This window comes from Silvibacterium dinghuense (assembly GCF_004123295.1).
Lineage (GTDB): Bacteria > Acidobacteriota > Terriglobia > Terriglobales > Acidobacteriaceae > Silvibacterium > Silvibacterium dinghuense.
The window spans coordinates 969,029-988,192 of record NZ_SDMK01000002.1; the positions used below are offsets into that span (position 1 = coordinate 969,029).

Here is a 19,164-nt window from a genome sequence, read left to right on the forward strand (position 1 = left end):
GTACAGCATGATTGCCAGCTCAGTATGGAAAGACGGACTGCTTTTCGAAGGACGCTCGGAGAGTGGCCACAGCATCACCTTTGACGCGACCAGCGAGCACGCGGATGGACCAAGCCCGATGGAAGCGGTGCTGGCGGCTCTGTGCGGCTGCACCTCGGTGGACGTGGTGAACATCCTCAAGAAGAAGCGCGAGCCCATCACCGGCCTGACGGTATCCGCCACAGCAGAACAACCTGCCGAAGCGCCGCGTGTCTTTACAAAGATTCATCTGGTCTATCGCATCGAAGGAGGCGTTTCAAAAAAAGCGGCCGAGGATGCCGTAGCTCTCTCGAAGGAAAAGTACTGTTCCGTCTCGCTGATGCTCGAAAAGTCAGTCGAGATCAGCTACTCCGTGGAGCTGGCAGGCTAAGCCAGGATGCTGCGGGCCTTCCAGTTCATACTCGTGCTGCTGATGCTGGCAGCTCTGGCGCTGATTTCCGCCGTGGTGACCATGCACTTTGCAATCCACGGCGCGGAGGTCGCGGTGCCGGACTTCAAGGATATGACCGTATCCGAAGCCACCAGCCGCGCAGCAGCGCTGGGCCTGAACGTGGATGTGGATGCTCACTCCTACAGCATCGATATTCCTGAAGGCCACGTCGATGCGCAGACACCGCGCCCGGGCACAGTGGTGCGCAAAGACTGGCATGTGCGCCTGGTCGACAGCCTGGGGCCGCAGAAGGTCGCCATCCCCAAGCTGGTTGGCGTCGATCAGCGTGTCGCAGCGATCCAGATTCGGCGCATGGGGTTGGAGCTTGGCCAGCAGGCGCAGATGCCGGATGCCTATGCCGCTGAGGGCACAGTGGTCGCGCAGACGCCGCTTCCTAACGCTTCGGGAGTCGAACGCCCCACGGTGAGCCTGCTTACCGCAACTGCCCCGGCAGAAGATACCAGCGGTTACGTCATGCCGAATTTCGTAGGACAAAGCTATGCAACGGCAGCGCTGGCGATTACCCGTGCGGGATTCCAACTCGCGCCGATGCATACCCAGGCGACGGAGTCTGCGCCTCTTCCCATCCAAGGTTCCTCTGCAACTCCCTCCGCAACCGCACAGACATCTGTTCCTGCAGCAGCACCTGCATCGGAAACCAGTCCGACTCAGCCGCAGGTCGCGATCGGCACGGTTACGTCCCAGCTGCCTGCCGCGGGCTCGCGGGTAGATAGCGGCATACCTGTCACGCTCACCGTCGCACAGTAGTTCATAAGGGGCCTGCTGCTGCACCCTCTGCCATTGCAGGCATGCAAGGCCTGCACGCTCCTCCATAAAAGCGCGATGCCGTGCGGGAATGGCTGTCACTCTTGTCGATCCGGCTCTATGATCCGGCTCTGTCAGGAGATCGGCAGGATTCCCTGCTCGATGGCTACCGTGGATGCCTCCGTGCGGTCGCCCACTTCCATCTTGGCCAGGATGCGATACACATGGTTGCGGACCGTGAACTGGCTGATCTTCAGCGCCCGGCCGATATCTTTATTCGTCAGCCCCTTCGACAGCAGTTCCAAGATTTCGATCTCGCGCGCGCTCAGGCATGGCCGATGCTGGCGTTCGCTGAGGCGGTCGGCAATCCGCTTCGGGAAATGCGTTCCTCCGGAATAGACGGCTTGGATGGCGGCGATGATCTCGTCGCGGGAGGTGTCTTTCAGCAGGTAGCCACGGGCACCCGCTTCGACGGCGCGATAGATCTCCTCGTCATATTCGAAGTTGGAGAGAATGACGACCTGCGGCGCGCCACCGATCCCGCGCAGGGCCTTCAGGGTTTCGAGACCATCCATCCCCGGCATGCGCAGGTCGAGCAGCATTACATCCGCGTCCTCGCGCTCGAGGAACTGAAGAGCCTCGCGGCCTCCGTGAACGGAGCCGATCACGCGCAGTCCGCTCTGCTTGCGCAGCATGCTGTTGAGCCCCGCGCGCACCACCGGGTGATCGTCGACGATGAGCAAGCGTGCCGTGCCTTTAGCTGGTGGTTTTTCCATGGTCATCAAGCTCCTACCAGATGCGGCGGATGTAGTACCGCCAGTGTTCCGGAATTTTTCCCTGAGGCAGCGGCGCGCGGACGTATACCCGCGTGCCCTCGCCTGCCGTGCTGTGAATCTCCAGCGAGGCACCGATGCGCTCCGCGCGTTTGCCCATGCCACGAATGCCGAAGTTCGCGGCATCCTCATTGGCCGGAAATCCTCTGCCGTTGTCCTGCACCGTCAGCCCGATTGCGGTGCGGTCATAGAGGATTACAATCTTCAGCTCGGTGGGATTTGCGTGGCGCACGGCATTGGCAATCGCCTCCTGCCCGATCTTGTAAAGAGCATCGGCGATACGCAGCGGGATTGTCCGCGCATCGCCTGTACTGGCGCAGCGGACACGGATGCATCCGCCATTGACGATTCTTCCCGCGCAGCCATCGAGCGCCTTTAGCAGGCCTTCGTGTTCAAGCGTCTCCGAGCGCAGTGCGGAGATGCTGCGCCGCGCCTCGTCATGGCTGGTGCGCACCAGCTCTGTAGCCAGGTCGAGATGCTGGTTCAGCTCGGCCTCATTTCCAATCTCGTCACGGATGGCCTGCAGTTGAAAGCCGATGCCGGCGAAGCTCTGCGCCAGCGTGTCGTGCATCTCGTGCGCCATGCGCTCGCGCTCTTCGAGGATGGCGCGCAGGCGCAGGGTGCGGATACGTCCGTGGATCGCCTGGATAGCGACCACGAGAATGAACAGCGCCATGGCCGCAGCGACGATGTGGCCGGCGCTCCACCACGGCGGACCTTTGATCATCTGGATATCGTCGATGGACGGCAGGATGATCGCGAAGGGCGTGTCGTTGTGCGTATAGGCCGGGGCCACGGTACAGATGCCGCGCATCCGCAGCCGGCTCTTCTCCTTGAGCGGCCACGGGAAACGGCTATAGTTCTTCTCGCTGGCGATGGCGCGGAAGGACTGGCTGCCATCGGTGAGCGTCATCACGATGGTGTGATCCGGCCCCTGCTCCTGCGATGCGAGCTGGCCCTCGATTTCGACGAAGGCTGAGTCGAAGTTGCCGGAGGCGGCCTGCGAAGCGGTGACCGACACGGGAGGCACGGGCACGCGCGACCATAGCACGTGAAACGAGGCGTTCTTCAGAATCGGGCTGTAGTCGCGAACAAAGAGGTCGCCGTGCGCCTCCACTTCGTCGCCGATTTCGAGTGGCATCTTCGCATCTTTGGGTTCGATGGCGAGGCCTCCGCCGGAGTCCTGAATGAAGACCACCGGCGAAGTCAGCGTCACGACGCCGTGCACCGTGACCTCCGTCGGAGCAATGGGAGAGAGCAGGCGCAGGCTGCTGATGGCCACGGCATGCGGATCGGACTGATGATCGCGCATGGCCAGGTAAAGCGGTTGAAAGTATCGGTCGTAGGTTTGGGGAATGGCTCCTGCGACCTCGAGGGTCGCCACTCCGGTGGGCGGCGGCGCCTCGCCGATCATCGCGACTTCGTCGGCGCGTGTTGCGGGGCGAATCTCGATGTTGCGCCAGATTGCGCCGGTGGCATAGGACTTCAATCCGAAGCGTCCGGAGGTGAGACAGCCTGGATCGCGGATCGCCGTGGTGGTTGTCTTGCCGGAGAGCGATCGCGCGCTGGCCACAAAATCGCAGCCATAGGCGAGGAATTTGAAGTGATACCACTGCTGCGCCCTGACCTCGGGCACCACCGGCTTGGCTACGTACTCGCGCCATCCGAAATCCGCGCGGCCCAGGATCAACGTGTTATCCAGATCGCGCAGCCCGGCGAAGTACCCGTTATAGGCATCTACGCCTTCTTCTTCATTGCGCGCACGCAGAATGAGCCCGGCGTCTCCAGACTCTCCGAGCAGCTGCAGATCCGCTTCGACCGAATAATTTTCCCAGTCTACGGCCCCGTTCATCAGCTTGGCGCCACGCTCATCCGAATTGTTGCGCATGGCGCCATCCACCGCTCCCCAGGTGCCACCGAAGGCCGTCCAGTCTTCGCGCCGGTCAATCGATACAGCGTGCGGCTGCGGTGAGGTGCGATGCGTATGCGAGACCCTGGCAAGCACGGCAAAGACCCCGCCGCACAGCAATACGCATGCAGCCGCGATCCATAACTTCACTCGTGTCGTCATGGCTATTGCTCGTTCCACCAGCGCGCAGAGAAGATCTTCTGTATCTCCGGTGTGTCCATGTTGTCGCGGGTCACCAGCTTGGGCGACACGACGGTGCGCGCTGCTACCGGCTCGCCTTTCACGCGGTCCTGTATCTCCTCGATGGCCAGATGTCCCATCTCGTAGGTGTTCTCTACGATCACCGAGTCGAGATCGCCGGTGCGCAGCGGCGGCAGAAGATCCTGATCAAAGCCCACCAGTTTGATCGCCGAGGCTTTGTGGAACTCGACCAGCGCGTAATAAGCACCGCGTGTGGACTCCGCAGAGAGCGCGACGATCGCGTCCGGAGAAGATTTGCTGCGCAGGAGCTCTTCCGCGGTCTCCTGCTCCTGGGAGACATCTGTCTGGCCCATGCGCCGGGCGACAACATGGATGCGGGGAAACTCCGCGGCCAACGCATATTCGAAGCTGCGCTCCCGCAACATGATGTTGGCGAGCTTCGGGTCCATACCCAGCACTGCGACTTCACCCTGACCATGCAGCAGCTGGCCGATGCGCCGCGCCGCGATCTGCCCGGCTGCAGCTTCGTCGCTCAGCACGTAGGAAAAATCATCGCCAGGCTGGATACCGAGCTCCGTGCCGACCACAACCAGAGGCATATGTTTCTTCAACAGCCGCTGAACGGGAGTGCGGAAGGCCAGCGACTCGTCGGGGGCAAGCACAATGCCTTCGTAAGGTTCTGACGAGACGCGCTCGACCAGCGCGATCTGCCGCTGCACATCGTTGGCACGGGTCGGCGCGTTCCAGTAGAGCGAGATACCGTGCACCCGAGCGGCGTCTGCCGCGCCTGCATGCTCCGGCTCCCACAGCGCCGTGCCGCAGGCGCGCGGGATGACGGCAATCCGCGGCGGCCCGCTGCTGCATGCGCTGAGGACTGCCGCCAGCAGCGTGGCTACGCACAGGCGCAGGACACACCTGGCATGCAGCTGTCGGGCTGGGAGTTGTCCGGCCAAGAATCTTCGTGGGTACATGTGACCTATTGCCAGTCCCGTTTCTCGCCAATAAGGTTCGGGGTGCTTGCTGAACGTCCGGAATGCAACTACGCGGAGAAAACCTTTTCCGAATCGGCAGCAGCACACGGCTCATGAGTATATGCGCCGGGCAAGAACACTGGAAACACTCTTGGAGGTTGGAATGAAACAAAATCTCAGGTTGGCTGCGAGACTGTTGTGTGTCGTCGCGCTCGCGGTCTCAAGCGCCTTCGCGCAGTTCAGCGGCAGTATGTCCGGCACCGTGCAGGACCCCTCGGGCCTGGTGGTGCCAGCGGCTTCCGTGACTCTCACCAACACCGGCACCGGGGAGCAGAAAACGGTCACTTCCGCCAGTGACGGAAGTTATCAATTCGTCAGTCTTGCCCCGGGAAATTATCAGCTCAAAGTTGTAGCCAAGGGATTCGCCGAGGCGTTGAGCTCCTTTTCGCTGACCACGAACCAGACCATGATTCTGCCCGTGAAGCTCACGCTGGGCGGAGAAAAGCAGACGATCGAGGTCACCACGCAGGCACCGCTGCTCGATACCGGTGACACCCGCCTGCAGGAGACACTGAGCACCGAGACGCTCTCATCGCTGCCGCTGGCCGGCCGCAACATGATCTCGCTTGTCACGCTCGCGCCGGGTGTCACCGGCCTTGGCGTCACCAGCAACGGCAGCCCCGGATCAGGCCGCGATAACTACTCCACGGAGACCCAGGTGGATGCCAGCGCGAACGGCCAGGGCGCGGTCGGCAATATGTATGTGGTGGACGGTCTCGACGTCACCAGCTCCATCCGCGCCGGCGTGCTCAACATGACGCCGAACCCCGACTCCATCCAGGAAACCAGCATCCAGAGCAACACGTACACAGTGGACTACGGCCGCGCCAGTTCCATCCAGATGACGATGACAACCAAGTCCGGCACCCACGCCTATCACGGCAATGCCAGCGACTACTTCACCTATCAGGGATGGCTCGCCAAAACCGAGTTCACGCAGTCCTACGCGCCCTTCCACAGCAACAACATCTCGGCCACCATCGGCGGACCGATTATGCCCAAACACAACTGGGGCTTCTTCTTTTTCGCCATTGAGCCGCTGCGCTCTTCAGCGGCATCGACCTATGGAACTACCTTTGAAGACCCTGAGTTCACAACCTTCGCACAGGCGAGTTTTCCCAGCACCGTCGGCACGACGTTACTGAGCAAGTATCCGGTCAGCAATGTGACCGGTGTTTCCGTCAGCCAGACCGCGGCCGATCTCTTCCCTTCGACCTGCGGCACATCCTCGACCAGCTATCTCCCCTGCAGCACGGCGATGGTAGACACGGGCAGCTTCTCCTCGAGCGCGTACCGCAACGGCATGCAGTACAACATCCGTCTGGACAAGGATTTTGCGCATGATCGCCTTTACGGCAACTTTTATCGCACGACGCTGAACACCAACGGCCTCGATCCGCGAGCGGCCTTCGACACCACCAGCAATTACTACCAGTACGCGTTGCAGATCAACGAGACGCATACCTTCAGCCCCACCACGCTGAATGAGGCGGCCTTTGCCGTGATGCGCGTGGAAGGCATCGAACCGGCGACCGGTCTCTTCTCCGTGCCGGTGGTCGATGTCACCAGCATCGGAACCGGCTTCGGTGCGGGCTTTGCCCAAGGCGACTTCATCCAGCACAACTATCATTGGCGCGATGTGCTCACGCACACCTTCAAGTCGCATGATGTAAAGATCGGCTACGAAGGTCTCTTCGGGGATGACATCGAAATCTTCAACGGTCCCTACGATCAGCCCACCTTCAGCTTCAACAGCCTGCTCGACCTGGCGCAGGACAATGTCTATACCGAAACGGGGCTGGCCTATAACCCGCTCACCGGACAGCGCGACCAGTACAACTGGAATGCGGCCGGCGTAACCAACGGCGCATTTATCGAAGATACATGGAAGATTTCACCGCGCCTTACTGCCAACTTCGGCCTGCGCTGGGATGACTTCGGCAATCCCTGGTCGCGCTCGTCGAATACAGCCTTCTCGAACTTTTATCTCGGAGCGGGACAGACCGAACAGGCGCAGATTGCGAACGGCGTTCTGATCCGCCACAACCATGCGCTTAACCGCGCGATCACCGATGTCTTCAGTCCGCGCGGAGGCATTGCGTGGGATATCACCGGCAACGGCAGCTGGGTCGTGAAGGGCGGCGCGGGCTTCTTTCATAACTGGCCGACCCTGGCCAATCTGCAGGAAGAGTATCGCGGCAATCCTCCGGGCGATATCTTCCCCACGTTCTACGGCGCTTCCGGTCCTGCGCCGGTCTTCGGCTTCGGTACCTCCAATGAGAAGCCGTTCAACTTCCCCGCGCCATCGATTGAAGCCTATACGCTCAACGAGAAGGGCGGCATCAATGGCCTGCAGTTCGGCATTGGAGCCATCGATCCCAACCTGCATTCGCCTGTCACTTATACCTACTCGGCTGAGATCGAGCACCAGATCTCATCCACGATCGCGGCGAGCCTGGCCTACTCCGGCGCCAATGGGCGAAGCCTCTTGTCCGGCGGCGGACAGGTCTACAACGTCAGCTATGGTCAAGACATCAACGAACTGCCAGGCGACCTGATCCTCCACAACAGCCTCACGCCGACCCGCCTCAACACCAGCTTCGGCGAGATTCTGTATACGAAGAACGATCGCGTCTCGAACTACAACGCGTTCGTGGCCGCGGTGCGCGGACGCTTTAAGCACGCCTTCTTCAACGCCTCGTATACGCGCTCGGCCTCGAATGACGATACGCAGGTCTTTCCCACATACATCAACCCACATCAGTACTACGGGCCGTCTCTCTGGGATGCTCCGAACCGCTTCTCGCTGGCGTGGAACTATGAGATCCCGGGACTTCATCATGGCCAGGGGCTCGTTGGCCGCGCTACCAACGGCTGGCTGCTGAGCGGCACGACCATTCTCCAATCGGGGACCCCGTTCACTGTCTCGACCAATGCGGCCTTCGATCCGATCACCAACGCGGACGGGACTTACATCGGTTATGCCGCGGGCAGCGGCGACTACAACGCAGACGGCGATAACTTCGACTTCCCGGATGTCTCCAGCTACCAGTACTCCACCAGCCGGTATGCCTATCGCCACGGCCTCTTCTCGAAGAGCAACTTCCCTGCTCCCTCGACCTTCGGATCGGAGGGCAATGAAAGGTACAACCAGTTCCGCGAGCCCGGCTTTGCGCAATGGGATGCGGCACTGCTCAAGAACACCGCAATCACCGAGCGCGTGAACTTCCAGCTGCGCTTCGAATTCTTCAACCTCTTCAACCGTGCCAACCTGAACTCCGTCGATAGCAACCTGCCCGACGGCAACTTCGGCCAGGCGACGGCGCAATACACTCCGCGCTTCCTGCAGATTGGCGGTAACCTGATCTTCTGACAGAAGCAGGCAGGTGGCCGGCAGAGAGAAAACTGCTCTCTGCCGGCCACTTCCTCTATCCCATCTCAAGCAGCAGGCTGAATCCTTGACCTTTTCTACTTCCAGGCGCTCCCTTCTTCTCGCATTCCTTGTCCTCCTGCTGTCCTCCGTGTCGCTCGCACAGGAGACGGAGGCGGCGCAGGCCATTACCGCGGAGCTGCGAGCCAATCAGAATGCGCAGGCATTAACAGACGCCGATAAAGTGCTGAAGGCCAGTCCTTCCGACTGCCGCATCCTCACGCTGCGCGGCATCGCGCTGCTGCGTATGGGGCAGCAAGGAGAGGCCCGGGCGTCTTTCGATCGAGCCCTGAAGTTCTGCCCTCAATCACTGCCCGCGCTTGAGGGCGCGGCGCAGATCGACTACGCCGCACATGCGCCAGACGCAGCGGCACTATTGGAGCGCATCCTCGCACAGCGGCCGGATGATCCCACGACGCATGCCATGCTTGGCGCTCTCGATTTTCAGCACGGCAACTGCGCCGCTGCCATCACGCACTTCGCCAAGAGCTCGGCATTGATAGAGCACAGCGAAGAAGCACAGCGCGAATACGCGGCCTGCCTCTTCACCGAAGACCAGCCGCAGCAGGCGATCGAGCTTTTCCAGCAGTTGGCCACGCAGGATGCGAGCGAAACCAATCTCGTCACACTCGCCTATGTGCAGTGGAAGTCGAAGGACAATGCTGCAGCGCTGCGCACCCTTGCGGCGCTGCTTGCTTCGACCGATGCGGGCAGCCGCGTCTATAGCCTGGCCGCACAGATCGCGGAGGATTCCAACGACACGCCGCATGCGGTGCAATGGCTGCGAACCGCGATTCTTAAGGACCCTCACGATCCTGAGAACTATCTTCTCTTTGCCACTCTGTCATTCAACCATGCGTCCTATCAGGTCGGCATCGATATGGTGAACACCGGTATCCAGCAGATACCCGATTCCGCGCGGCTGTTCCTCGCCCGCGGCGTTCTGGAGGTACAACTGTCCAAGATCGACGCTGCCGTGAGCGATTTTCAGAAGGCGCACGCACTCGATCCAAAACTCTCCTTCGCGCAGGATGCGATGGGAATGGTCCACAGCCAGCAGCACGATGCCGCCGGCTCGCTGGCCATCTTTCGCGCACAGGCCGCTGCACATCCCGGCGATCCGTTGCTGCAGTACCTCTATGCCGAGGCGCTCTCGGAGCAGGACCAGACTTCGGGTGAGGAGAATCTCAAGCTAGCCATTGCGGCAGTGAAGAAGTCGCTCGAGCTTGAGCCTGGTTATCAATCGGCGCGTGACCTTTACTGCAAGCTGCTGTTGCAGACGGAAAACTATAACGAAGTGATTCACCAGGCGGAGATCGCTCTGAAGAACGATCCCACCGACCAGTCGGCGCTCTATCAGCAGATGCAGGCAGAGCGCAGGCTGGGAAACAAGGAAGCCGTCACAGCGATGGTGGCGCGCCTCAATGATCTCAAGCAGAAAGAAAAAGCCGCCCAGGTGCGGTATCAACTTTCCGATACGCAGCCGCAAAACAGCACGCCATAACCTTTACGCCCGTAGCCGCTCACACGGCGAAGGAGGAAACGATGAATCCGATGGACACAGCGCAGAAGATCTCCCGACGGACGTTCCTTTCGACGACGGCTGCTGCCACGGCGGCCATGGCCCTGCCTGCCTGGGGAGCAGGCAGGGGCAGCACGGGTGTGCTCGATCCTGACTGGAAAGAGATGGGCGTGATTGCCACGCGTAAATCGCCGTATGCGAAGCTGCACAGTGTACCGGTGCGCGCAGTAACCGTCGAGACGGGGTTCTGGTCTGCGCGCCGCGAGACGAACGTAACGGCGAGCATTCCCAGCATGCGGGAAGAGCTGCTCGAACATGGCCGCATGGATAACTTCCTTCGCCTCGAGGGCAAATCCAGCGCTCCGCAGCGCGGCCCCGTGTATTCGGACTCGGATATTTACAAATGGCTGGAGGCGGTCGGCTTCGCGCTCGAATCCTCGCCTCTGCCCGAGCTTCGCGCGCAGTCCGGCACGATAATTCAACAGGTGGTGGCGGCGCAGGAGCCCTCGGGCTATCTCAACACCTACTACGTCGGTGACCGCAGCAGTCAGCGCATGCAATGGCAGGTGCAGACCACCGGCCACGAGCTCTATAACATCGGCCACCTGCTGCAGGGCGCGATTGCATATTACCGCGCCACGGGCGACCCCACGCTGCTCGAAGCCGGCATGCGCTTTGTGGATGGCTTCCTGCTGCCTGGCTATGGCCCGGGCGCGAATCAGCAGCCCATCGTGGCAGGCCATCCCGAGATTGAGATGGCGCTCATTGAGCTGTATCGCACCACGGGCAACCGGCAGTATCTCGATCTGGCCGGCTATATTCTCCACGGCGACGCACGCAAGCCGCTAACCGAGCGGCAGATCGTATACATGTTCTGCGGCATTCCTTTTACGCAGCGCACCAAGCTCGAAGGGCACGCAGTGCGCGCGATGTATGCCTGCTGCGGAGCAGCGGACTACTATCTCGAGACCGGCGATCCGGCTTACTGGAAAACCCTCAACACACTCTGGGACGATCTCGTGGCGCACCAGCTTTACGTGACTGGCGGCGTGGGTGCGCGCAGTGACGGCGAGGCATTCGGCAATGCATATGAGCTGCCGAACGAGCGTGCGTATGGCGAAAGCTGCGCAGCGATCGGCAACATGATGTGGAACTGGCGCATGCTCTCGGCCAGCGGCGATGCGAAGTTTACCGACGTGATGGAGCGCGCGCTCTACAACGGCATCAACTCCGGTATGTCGCTCAGCGGCACGATGTATTGCTATCGCAATCCGCTGGCCTTCAATCCTGCGACCGGCGATAAGATTCGTAATCCGTGGTACGACACCACCTGCTGTCCTCCGAACCTCGAGCGCACTTTCGCCTCGTTGCCGGGATACTTCTACAGCACTTCGCCCGAGGGCGTTTATGTGCACTTCTATGACAACTCCACGCTGCAATGGAAGCTGGAGAGCGGCACAGCGCTCACACTGCGGCAGCAGACGAAGTATCCATGGGAGGGCACCGTGCGCATTGCAGTCGAGCCGGCGTCTGCGGAGGAGTTCACACTCTTCGTGCGTATCCCGGAGTGGTCGAAGCAGAACAGCGTGAATGTCAACGGCAAGGAAGTGCCGGGTGTTACAGCTGGCCGCTATCTGCCGCTGCGCCGCCGCTGGTCTTCGGGAGACAGCGTCGAGATCGTCTTCGATATGAGTCCGCAGGTGGTACATGCCAATCCGGCTGTGGCCGACGATCGCGGCCGTGTTGCCCTGCAGCGCGGCCCTGTCGTCTATTGCATGGAGCAGCTCGACCAGAAGCTCTCGGCCTCGGATTCCGCGGATTTTCCACGCTATGTCGCACGCCTTACGGAGACGACTTCATCCCGCTACGAGCCCGATCTTCTTGGCGGTGTGGTGACTCTCCATCATCCCGGCGCGCTGCTGACTGCTGCGACGCCGGCGCTCTATCAGGAGTCTTTGCCAAGCCAGCATGCGGAGGAGGAGACAAGCCTGCAACTCATTCCGTACTACGCATGGTCCAACCGCGAGCCCTCTGCGATGCAGGTGTGGATTCCCTATCAACAGGTCTGATGCCGTTTTGCACGCCGGGCTGCGCCATGCAGCAGCCGAACCACTCTCTTAACCCGGAAAAGGGATACTCCTGACGATGAATCGCCTGTCACGACGGACATTTTTGAAGCACTCCAGCCTTGCAGCGGGCGCAGCCCTGACCATCCCGCGCTCCTCTTCCCTGCGCGCCGCCACCACGGCCCCGGCGGCCATCCGGCCGAAGCTTGCGCAGTTCGAGTATGCGCAGGTGCGTCTGCTCGATGGCCCCATGCTGGAGCAATTCGATCGCAATCACCGTTTCTTTCTTGGCCTCGATGAAGATGGCCTGCTCAAGCCTTTTCGCGAGCGCGCCGGGCAGCCTGCTCCCGGGCCGGTGATGGGCGGCTGGTATAACGACAACCCGGCGTATGATCCGCCGAAGAACATGACCGGCTACATTCCCGGCCACAGCTTCGGGCAATACCTCTCTGGGCTGGCGCGCGCCTATGCGATCACCGGCAACAAGCCGACGCAGGAGAAGGTACAGCGGCTGGTGAAAGGCTTTGCGCCCACGGTGACGGAGAAGTTCTACGTCGATTACCCGCTGCCTGCCTATACCTTCGACAAAACCAACATCGGTCTTCTCGATGCACATCAGTTCGCCGGAGACTCGCATGCGCTGCCTGTGCTGAGCCGCGCGGTAGATGCGGTGCTGCCGCATCTGCCTGCCGGTCCGCAGACACGCGAAGAGGCCTGCGCCGTGCCGCACAAGAACATCTCCTACTGCTGGGATGAAACTTACACCCTGCCGGAAAATTTCTATCTCGCCTACCTGCGCAGCGGCGATGCCCGCTATCGCCAGCTTGCCGCGCGCTTCCTGCAGGACAAGGATTACTTCACACCGCTTTCGCAGGATGAGAATGTGCTGCCCGGACTGCATGCTTACAGCCATCTCAACGCGCTTGCCTCCGCGGTGCAGTCCTATCTCGTCGACGGCAGCCAGATGCATTTGCGCGCGGCACGCAATGGCTTTCGCATGATCCAGCAGACGCAGAGCTTTGCCACCGGCGGCTGGGGCCCGGATGAGACCTTCCGCAAGCCGGGCAGCGGCGATATGGGCGCGAGCCTGACCAAAACCCATGCCAGCTTTGAGACGCCCTGCGGCGCGTACGGCCACTTCAAGGTGACACGCTATCTCATGCGCATTACCGGCGACAGCGCCTACGGCGACAGCATGGAGAGCATGCTCTACAACACCATCCTCGGCGCCAAGCCCATTCTCGAAGACGGCACCAGCTTCTACTATGCCGACTACAACAACGTTGCCAGCAAGTTCTATCACCAGGACAAGTGGCCTTGCTGCTCTGGCACCTTTCCGCAGGTGACGGCCGATTACGGCATCAGTTCCTACTTCCAGTCGCCGGAAGGCGTGCATGTGAACCTGTATGTGCCCTCGCAGCTCACCTGGACGCAGAACGGCAGCCGCTGCGTGCTGACGCAGCGCACGGAATATCCCTATCACCCCGAAGTGACGCTCGAGGTGCGCACGGAACGGCCGGAGAGCTTCGCTATCGCACTGCGCATCCCCGCATGGGCCGGCCCGGGAACGCATGTAGCCATCAACGGCAAGGCAATCGCAGAGGAGGTCAGGCCCGGCATCTTTCTTTCGTTGCATCGCACATGGAAAGACGGAGACCGCATCGAGCTCACTCTCGACCGCACCTATCGCCTAATCCAGGTCGATCCGGAGCATCCGAATCTGGTCGCTCTTCTGCATGGCCCACTTTCGCTCTTTGCCGTCGGCGAAACTCCTGCCACGCTCTCGCGCCGCGAGCTTCTCGCCGCGCAGGAGCGCTCGGGAAGCTGGAGCGTGTCGTCCGGATCTGATGCGGTCACGCTGCTCTCCTACCCGCAGATCAAGGATGAGAAGTATCGTCTCTATCTGCCTGTCTCTGTGTAAAGCCGGTATGCCAAAACGAGTACGCGCAGAGTCGAAAGAGAAGAAGCTGGATATCCGCGACGTGGCGAGGAGTGCGAAGGTCTCCGTCGCCACGGTTTCGCGCACGATGAACCTGGTGCCGACGGTCGACGAGAAACTGTCACGTCGCGTATGGCAGGCGATCGAAGAGCTGAACTTTTATCCCAATACGCAGGCTCGTGCTCTCAAGTCTGGACGCAGCCGTATCTTCGGGCTCATCCTCTCGGAGATTACCAATCCGTTTTTCCCGGAACTGGTTCAGGGATTTGAAGAGAGCGCGATCAAGGATGGCTACGAGATACTGATTACTTCCATCAGCCATGACCATAGCCGCATGGAGCTGGCTGTGCGGCGCATGCTCGAGCGCAAAGTGGAAGGCGTCGCAGTCATGACCTTCGGCGTCGAGCTACCTTATCTCGACAGGCTTGCAGCGGCCGATATCCCGCTGGTCTTTGTCGATGACGGGCCGCCAGTTCCGCGCCGTACCATTCTGCAGGTCGATTACGCGACTGGTATTCGCCAGGGTGTGCAGCATCTCGCCGCACTCGGTCACCAGCGCATTGCCTGCATCAGCGGTCCTCCGCAGCAACTCTCCAGCCGCCTGCGTTACGACGCTTTTCTTGAGTCCATGCGCGAAATGGATCTGCCTATCGAGCCAGAGCTTCTTGTCAAAGGCGATCATACGCTGCAGGGAGGCGCCGCCGGTGCACGCCGGCTTCTATCCTTGCAGCAACCGCCCACGGCGGTCATGTGCTCCAACGACCTCACTGCCATCGGCTTGTTGCGCGCAGCCTCCCAGGCACATGTTTCCGTTCCCCGCGATCTCTCAGTCATCGGCTTCGACGATATTCATCTCGCCGATTTCGTCTCACCGCCGCTCACCACCGTGCGCATGTCGCGGGCCGCGCTTGCCGAGGCCGCCGTCGGAGCCCTGCGCAGCCATGCCGAGGCTAGCCCAGACCGTATTGCACCCGAAAATGCGCGCTTCGTCTCTATTCCCACCCTGCTCACTGTCCGGCGCTCCACCGGGCTATGTGCGTGGCCATAAAGAATGGCTCAAGGCCGATAACGGCCAGTCAATGACGCAGGCAAAGCCAGCCTTAAATGCTTGATGGAATGGGTATTTCTTTGAACCTAAGGAGATTAGGCGACTTATATGGCGGAGAGGGAGGGATTCGAACCCCCGATAGCCTTACGACTATGCCTGATTTCGAGTCAGGTGCATTCAACCGGGCTCTGCCACCTCTCCGCAGCGGCTCTCAAGGAGTGAGGCGACAAAGACAATATTATCACGCTCTTCGCGTCGGAAAAGCCGATTATCCACACTTTGGCCAGGGTTCTTGAGCAGGCCGACGCCGCACACGCAAATTGTAACCGTCGCAGTCACAATCACAAACAGCAAGAGGCCCGAACCATACGGCCCGGGCCTCTTTGTGCTTAGAAAACAGCATCTCGCTCGACAGCGAGGCTTAGCTTGCAGCCTCTTCCGTCTCGCTCAACTTCACCTGGGCAACGGTCCAGTTCGGATCGCCGACCTTGAAGCGCGCGAAGCGGCGCAGAGTGATGTTCTCACCCAGCTTGCCCACCTTGGTCGCAATCAGGTCCTTGATGGCCACCGACTGCTCCTTGATGAAGGGCTGTTCGAGGAGGCAGACTTCCTCGTAGAACTTGCTCATCTTGCCTTCGACGATCTTCTCGACCACCGGAGCGGGCTTGCCGGTTGCAGCAGCCTGCGCACGATAGATTTCCTTCTCGCGCTCCAGGTCCTCGGCCGTCACATCTTCCTTGCGGATGTAGCGAGGATCGACCGCGGCGATGTGCATCGCGATGTCCTTCAGCAGCTCCTGGAAGTCCTCGGTGCGGGCGACGAAATCGCTCTCGCAGTTGACTTCAAGCAGCACGCCGATCTTGCCGCCGGCGTGGATATAAGTACCGACTGCGCCCTCGTTCGTCGAGCGCGAAGCCTTCTTGGCGGCTGACGCCATACCGCGCTTGCGCAGGATGACGAACGCCTGCTCCATGTCGCCCTTCGACTCCTGCAGGGCCTTGAGGCAGTCGCCCATCGGCGCGCCGGAGTTGTCACGCAGTTGCTTTACCAGCTTGGCATCAATCTTTTCAGTCACAGTCGACATCCTTTTTCCCTGTTTCCTTCCTTACAGAATCCCACTCCGCACCGGTCTGGCGGATCAAGCCGCCATGAATTCCAACCTCGGCGCGAAAGAGGCTCTACGTAACGAAAGCGTGGCTGTTGTTGAATCGCAGCCACGCCTTCGGAGCCTGATGGCGGCCTGAAAAGCCGCCGTCCGCAATTAGATACCGCTTTCGGCTGCCTCGGCCTCGTCCAGCGCCGCAACAATGGCCGGAGCCTTGCGGATTCCGCCGCCCAGAGCCGCCTCGAGGTCGACAACCTCGCCTGTAGCTTCTTCGGCCGAAGCCGCTGCATCGCCTTCCACCGCCGGCTCGGCATCGCTCTGCGTGGTCACACCCGCGATCTCGGCATATTGCTTGTCGCCGGCCATCTGCACGCCCTCGACCACCGAATCGGAGATCTTGGAGGTGAAGAGGCGGATGGCGCGCAGCGCGTCATCGTTGCCCGGGATCACGTAGTCCACAACCGTGGGATCGCAGTTCGTGTCAACCACCGCGACAACCGGGATACCCAGCTTGCGGGCTTCCTTCACGGCAATCGCTTCGTTGTTCGAGTCGACGATGAACAGAGCGTCCGGCAGGCGGCGCATGTTCTTGATGCCGGCAAGGTTCGCCTGCAGGTGCTTGCGCTCACGCTCGAGCTTGATGACTTCCTTCTTGGTGAGGAGGTCATAACGGCCGTCCGTGGCCATGTCATCCAGTTCCTGAAGGCGCTTCACCGACTTCTGCACCGTCACCCAGTTGGTCAGCAGGCCGCCCAGCCAGCGCTGGTTGATGTAGAACATCCCGCAGCGGGTCGCTTCTTCCGCGATGGCATCCTGAGCCTGACGCTTGGTGCCGACAAACAGAATCACCTTGCCCTGAGCCGTGAGGTCCGTCACGTACTTGCTGGCTTCCTTGAACATCTTCAGGGTCTTCTGCAGGTCGATGATGTAAATGCCGTTGCGCTCGCCGAAGATGTATTCCTTCATCCGCGGATCCCAGCGCTTCGTCTGATGCCCGAAGTGAACACCTGCTTCGAGCAGCTCCTTCATGGTGATCGTGGCCAAACAGCCTCCTTGTGGATTGCATCGCAGCTTCACGCCGCGATTGATTCCCTTGATTCCCTCTCGGGAAGATTGAACTCCCTAATGCTTCCGGTTCCTGCCCCCACCGAACTTCCGGAGAAGCAGGAACCGGCAAACCTGATACAGCAGAACCAGCCAGCGACTAGCGCTTGGAGAACTGGAAGCGAGCGCGAGCGCCCTTCTGACCGTACTTCTTGCGTTCCTTCTGACGCGCGTCGCGCGTGAGCAGGCCATCGGTCTTCAGCGTCTTGCGCAGCTCGGCGTTGAACTCAAGCAGAGCGCGGGCGATGCCCATCTTCACTGCATCGGCCTGCGCGCTTACGCCGCCGCCGCGAACCGTGGTCACCACGTCAAACGAGCCGGTCAGCTCGGTCAGACCCAGCGGACGACGCGAAGAGACGCGCTGCTGCTCGGTGACGAAGTAGACTTCGCTCGGCTTGCCATTGACGGTGAAGTTGCCCGTGCCGGGGCGAAGGAAGACGCGGGCAATCGCCGACTTGCGGCGGCCCGTTCCGTAATACTGAACCAAATCTGCCATGCTCTGTCCTGATCCTCTGGTGCTTACGCGTTAATCTCGAGCGCCACCGGCTTCTGTGCCGCGTGGGGGTGCTGATCGCCCTTGTAGACATTCAGCTTGGTCGCCATCTTGCGGCCCAGCTTGGTCTTGGGCAGCATGCCCTTGACCGCTTCTTCGATGATCTGTTCGGGCTTGCGCTCGAGCAGGCGGAGGAACGACTCCTCGCGCAGACCGCCCGGGAAGCCGGTGTAGCGGCGGTAAACCTTCTGCTGGGTCTTCAGACCGGTCAGGCGGACCTTCTCCGCGTTAATGACGATCACATGGTCGCCCATATCAATGTAGGGAACGTACTGCGGGTTCCTCTTGCCGGCCAGCACGCTGGCCGCTTCGGTTGCCAGGCGCCCCAGCGTCTTGCCGGTCGCGTCCACCACGTACCACTTGCGGTCAATCTCGTGTGCGCTCGGAATAGTTGTCGACATCGCTCTTTCCTTCTCCCTCAAAAACCGGGCCGGCCTTGCCGTCCGAGACCCAGGTCGGCAGCCACTTCGGGCCACCCCAAACATGTTTCATCCACGCGCAAAAAGCTGCCGCGGACCGGATTCCCCGCAGCTTACAGAATGCTGTTCGCGTGAGGCTGGCGCAGACGCACTTCCTTCGGTCTTTCTACGTACACGTCCTGGCCAGAGGACTGCACACAGCCAGGCAGACGCACACTGCGCAAGGACTTTAGAATACGTCAATTCTTCGCCGGGGTCAACGAAATCGAAACAATCGCCCGGGGAACCCACGCCGCTCACGGCGCAGTCCCTCCGAAGATCCGGTCTCCCTGCCGCAGAGCCCTGGAAGAATCCTTTTCAGTCTAGCCGATTACCAGCGGATCTCATTCATAATTCGAGATTTCCACCAGATTCCGGTCAGGGTCCCGGATATAGACCGACTGCATCCGGCCCATGGCTCCGTTTCTTTCCACCGGCCCTATCTCGATATGCACCCGCAGCGCCGCCAGATACTCCACCACCTCGGGCATGGGTGCCTCGGTGATCAGACATAGATCCGCCGCGCCGGGCATGGGGTGAGCGGCCTTCGGCTCGAACTCATGTCCCCGCTGATGCAGGTTGATTTTCTGCTCGCCGAAGAGCAGCGCGGTACGTCCATTTGCCGACTCGACTTCCATGCCCAGCACTTCGCTGTAGAAATCGCACGTGGCCGGGATATTCGTCACGGTCAGCACAAGGTGGTCAATCCGATCGATGGAAAAAGCCATGCT

15 protein-coding genes and 1 tRNA gene are annotated in these 19,164 nt (G+C 60.8%); 7 read left to right on the top strand and 9 right to left on the bottom strand.

Going from position 1 to position 19,164, the window contains the following annotated elements:
- The first annotated feature begins 7 nt into the window (after positions 1-7).
- Complete coding sequence (locus ESZ00_RS13250; protein ID WP_129208729.1) at positions 8-409, top strand: OsmC family protein; 402 nt, start codon at positions 8-10, stop codon at positions 407-409.
- A 6-nt stretch (positions 410-415) separates the two neighbouring features.
- Positions 416-1,237, top strand: coding sequence for a PASTA domain-containing protein (locus tag ESZ00_RS13255; protein WP_129208730.1), 822 nt, complete (start codon positions 416-418; stop codon positions 1,235-1,237).
- 131 nt (positions 1,238-1,368) lie between these two features.
- Here ESZ00_RS13255 and ESZ00_RS13260 read toward each other — a convergent pair whose 3' ends face one another.
- Genes ESZ00_RS13260 through ESZ00_RS13270 form a run of 3 tightly spaced genes read right to left on the bottom strand, consistent with a single transcriptional unit; the run spans position 1,369 to position 5,130 of the window.
- A complete protein-coding gene (locus tag ESZ00_RS13260; protein ID WP_129208731.1) occupies positions 1,369-2,010 on the bottom strand; it encodes a response regulator in 642 nt (213 codons plus the stop codon).
- A gap of 13 nt (positions 2,011-2,023) precedes the next feature.
- Positions 2,024-4,138, bottom strand: a complete 2,115-nt coding sequence (locus ESZ00_RS13265) for a histidine kinase (protein ID WP_129208732.1) — start codon at positions 4,136-4,138, stop codon at positions 2,024-2,026.
- Between the two features lie 2 nt (positions 4,139-4,140).
- Positions 4,141-5,130 (bottom strand): substrate-binding domain-containing protein, encoded by a 990-nt coding sequence (locus tag ESZ00_RS13270; RefSeq protein WP_164981507.1) that lies wholly within the window; start codon positions 5,128-5,130, stop codon positions 4,141-4,143.
- Positions 5,131-5,311: 181 nt separating this feature from the next.
- On the opposite strand from ESZ00_RS13270, the gene ESZ00_RS13275 reads away from it, so the two are divergent.
- The 5 genes from ESZ00_RS13275 to ESZ00_RS13295 all read left to right on the top strand — a co-directional run bounded on the left by ESZ00_RS13275 (position 5,312) and on the right by ESZ00_RS13295 (position 15,213).
- Positions 5,312-8,581: a TonB-dependent receptor gene (locus ESZ00_RS13275; RefSeq protein WP_129208734.1), complete on the top strand. Its 3,270-nt coding sequence runs from the start codon at positions 5,312-5,314 to the stop codon at positions 8,579-8,581.
- A 148-nt stretch (positions 8,582-8,729) separates the two neighbouring features.
- Entirely contained in the window at positions 8,730-10,142 is a 1,413-nt protein-coding gene (locus tag ESZ00_RS13280) for a tetratricopeptide repeat protein (RefSeq protein ID WP_164981508.1), read from the top strand.
- Between the two features lie 41 nt (positions 10,143-10,183).
- Positions 10,184-12,229, top strand: a complete 2,046-nt coding sequence (locus ESZ00_RS13285) for a glycoside hydrolase family 127 protein (RefSeq protein ID WP_129208967.1) — start codon at positions 10,184-10,186, stop codon at positions 12,227-12,229.
- A gap of 76 nt (positions 12,230-12,305) precedes the next feature.
- The gene (locus ESZ00_RS13290; RefSeq protein WP_129208736.1) at positions 12,306-14,147 is read left to right on the top strand and encodes a beta-L-arabinofuranosidase domain-containing protein; all 1,842 of its coding nucleotides are present in this window, start codon (positions 12,306-12,308) and stop codon (positions 14,145-14,147) included.
- Positions 14,148-14,154: 7 nt separating this feature from the next.
- Positions 14,155-15,213: a LacI family DNA-binding transcriptional regulator gene (locus ESZ00_RS13295; protein WP_164981509.1), complete on the top strand. Its 1,059-nt coding sequence runs from the start codon at positions 14,155-14,157 to the stop codon at positions 15,211-15,213.
- 109 nt (positions 15,214-15,322) lie between these two features.
- On the opposite strand, the gene ESZ00_RS13300 is transcribed toward ESZ00_RS13295, so the two are convergent.
- The 6 genes from ESZ00_RS13300 to ESZ00_RS13325 form a co-directional block, all read right to left on the bottom strand.
- Positions 15,323-15,414, bottom strand: a tRNA-Ser gene (locus ESZ00_RS13300).
- A 220-nt stretch (positions 15,415-15,634) separates the two neighbouring features.
- Positions 15,635-16,297 (bottom strand): translation elongation factor Ts, encoded by a 663-nt coding sequence (locus ESZ00_RS13305; protein WP_129208737.1) that lies wholly within the window; start codon positions 16,295-16,297, stop codon positions 15,635-15,637.
- Positions 16,298-16,474: 177 nt separating this feature from the next.
- On the bottom strand, positions 16,475-17,362 hold the full coding sequence (rpsB, locus tag ESZ00_RS13310) for a 30S ribosomal protein S2 (protein WP_129208738.1): 888 nt from the start codon (positions 17,360-17,362) through the stop codon (positions 16,475-16,477).
- 160 nt (positions 17,363-17,522) lie between these two features.
- On the bottom strand, positions 17,523-17,918 hold the full coding sequence (gene rpsI / locus ESZ00_RS13315) for a 30S ribosomal protein S9 (protein WP_129208739.1): 396 nt from the start codon (positions 17,916-17,918) through the stop codon (positions 17,523-17,525).
- A 23-nt stretch (positions 17,919-17,941) separates the two neighbouring features.
- A complete protein-coding gene (gene rplM / locus ESZ00_RS13320) occupies positions 17,942-18,376 on the bottom strand; it encodes a 50S ribosomal protein L13 (RefSeq protein WP_129208740.1) in 435 nt (144 codons plus the stop codon).
- Between the two features lie 401 nt (positions 18,377-18,777).
- A complete protein-coding gene (locus ESZ00_RS13325) occupies positions 18,778-19,161 on the bottom strand; it encodes a VOC family protein (RefSeq protein WP_129208741.1) in 384 nt (127 codons plus the stop codon).
- Positions 19,162-19,164: the final 3 nt, after the last annotated feature.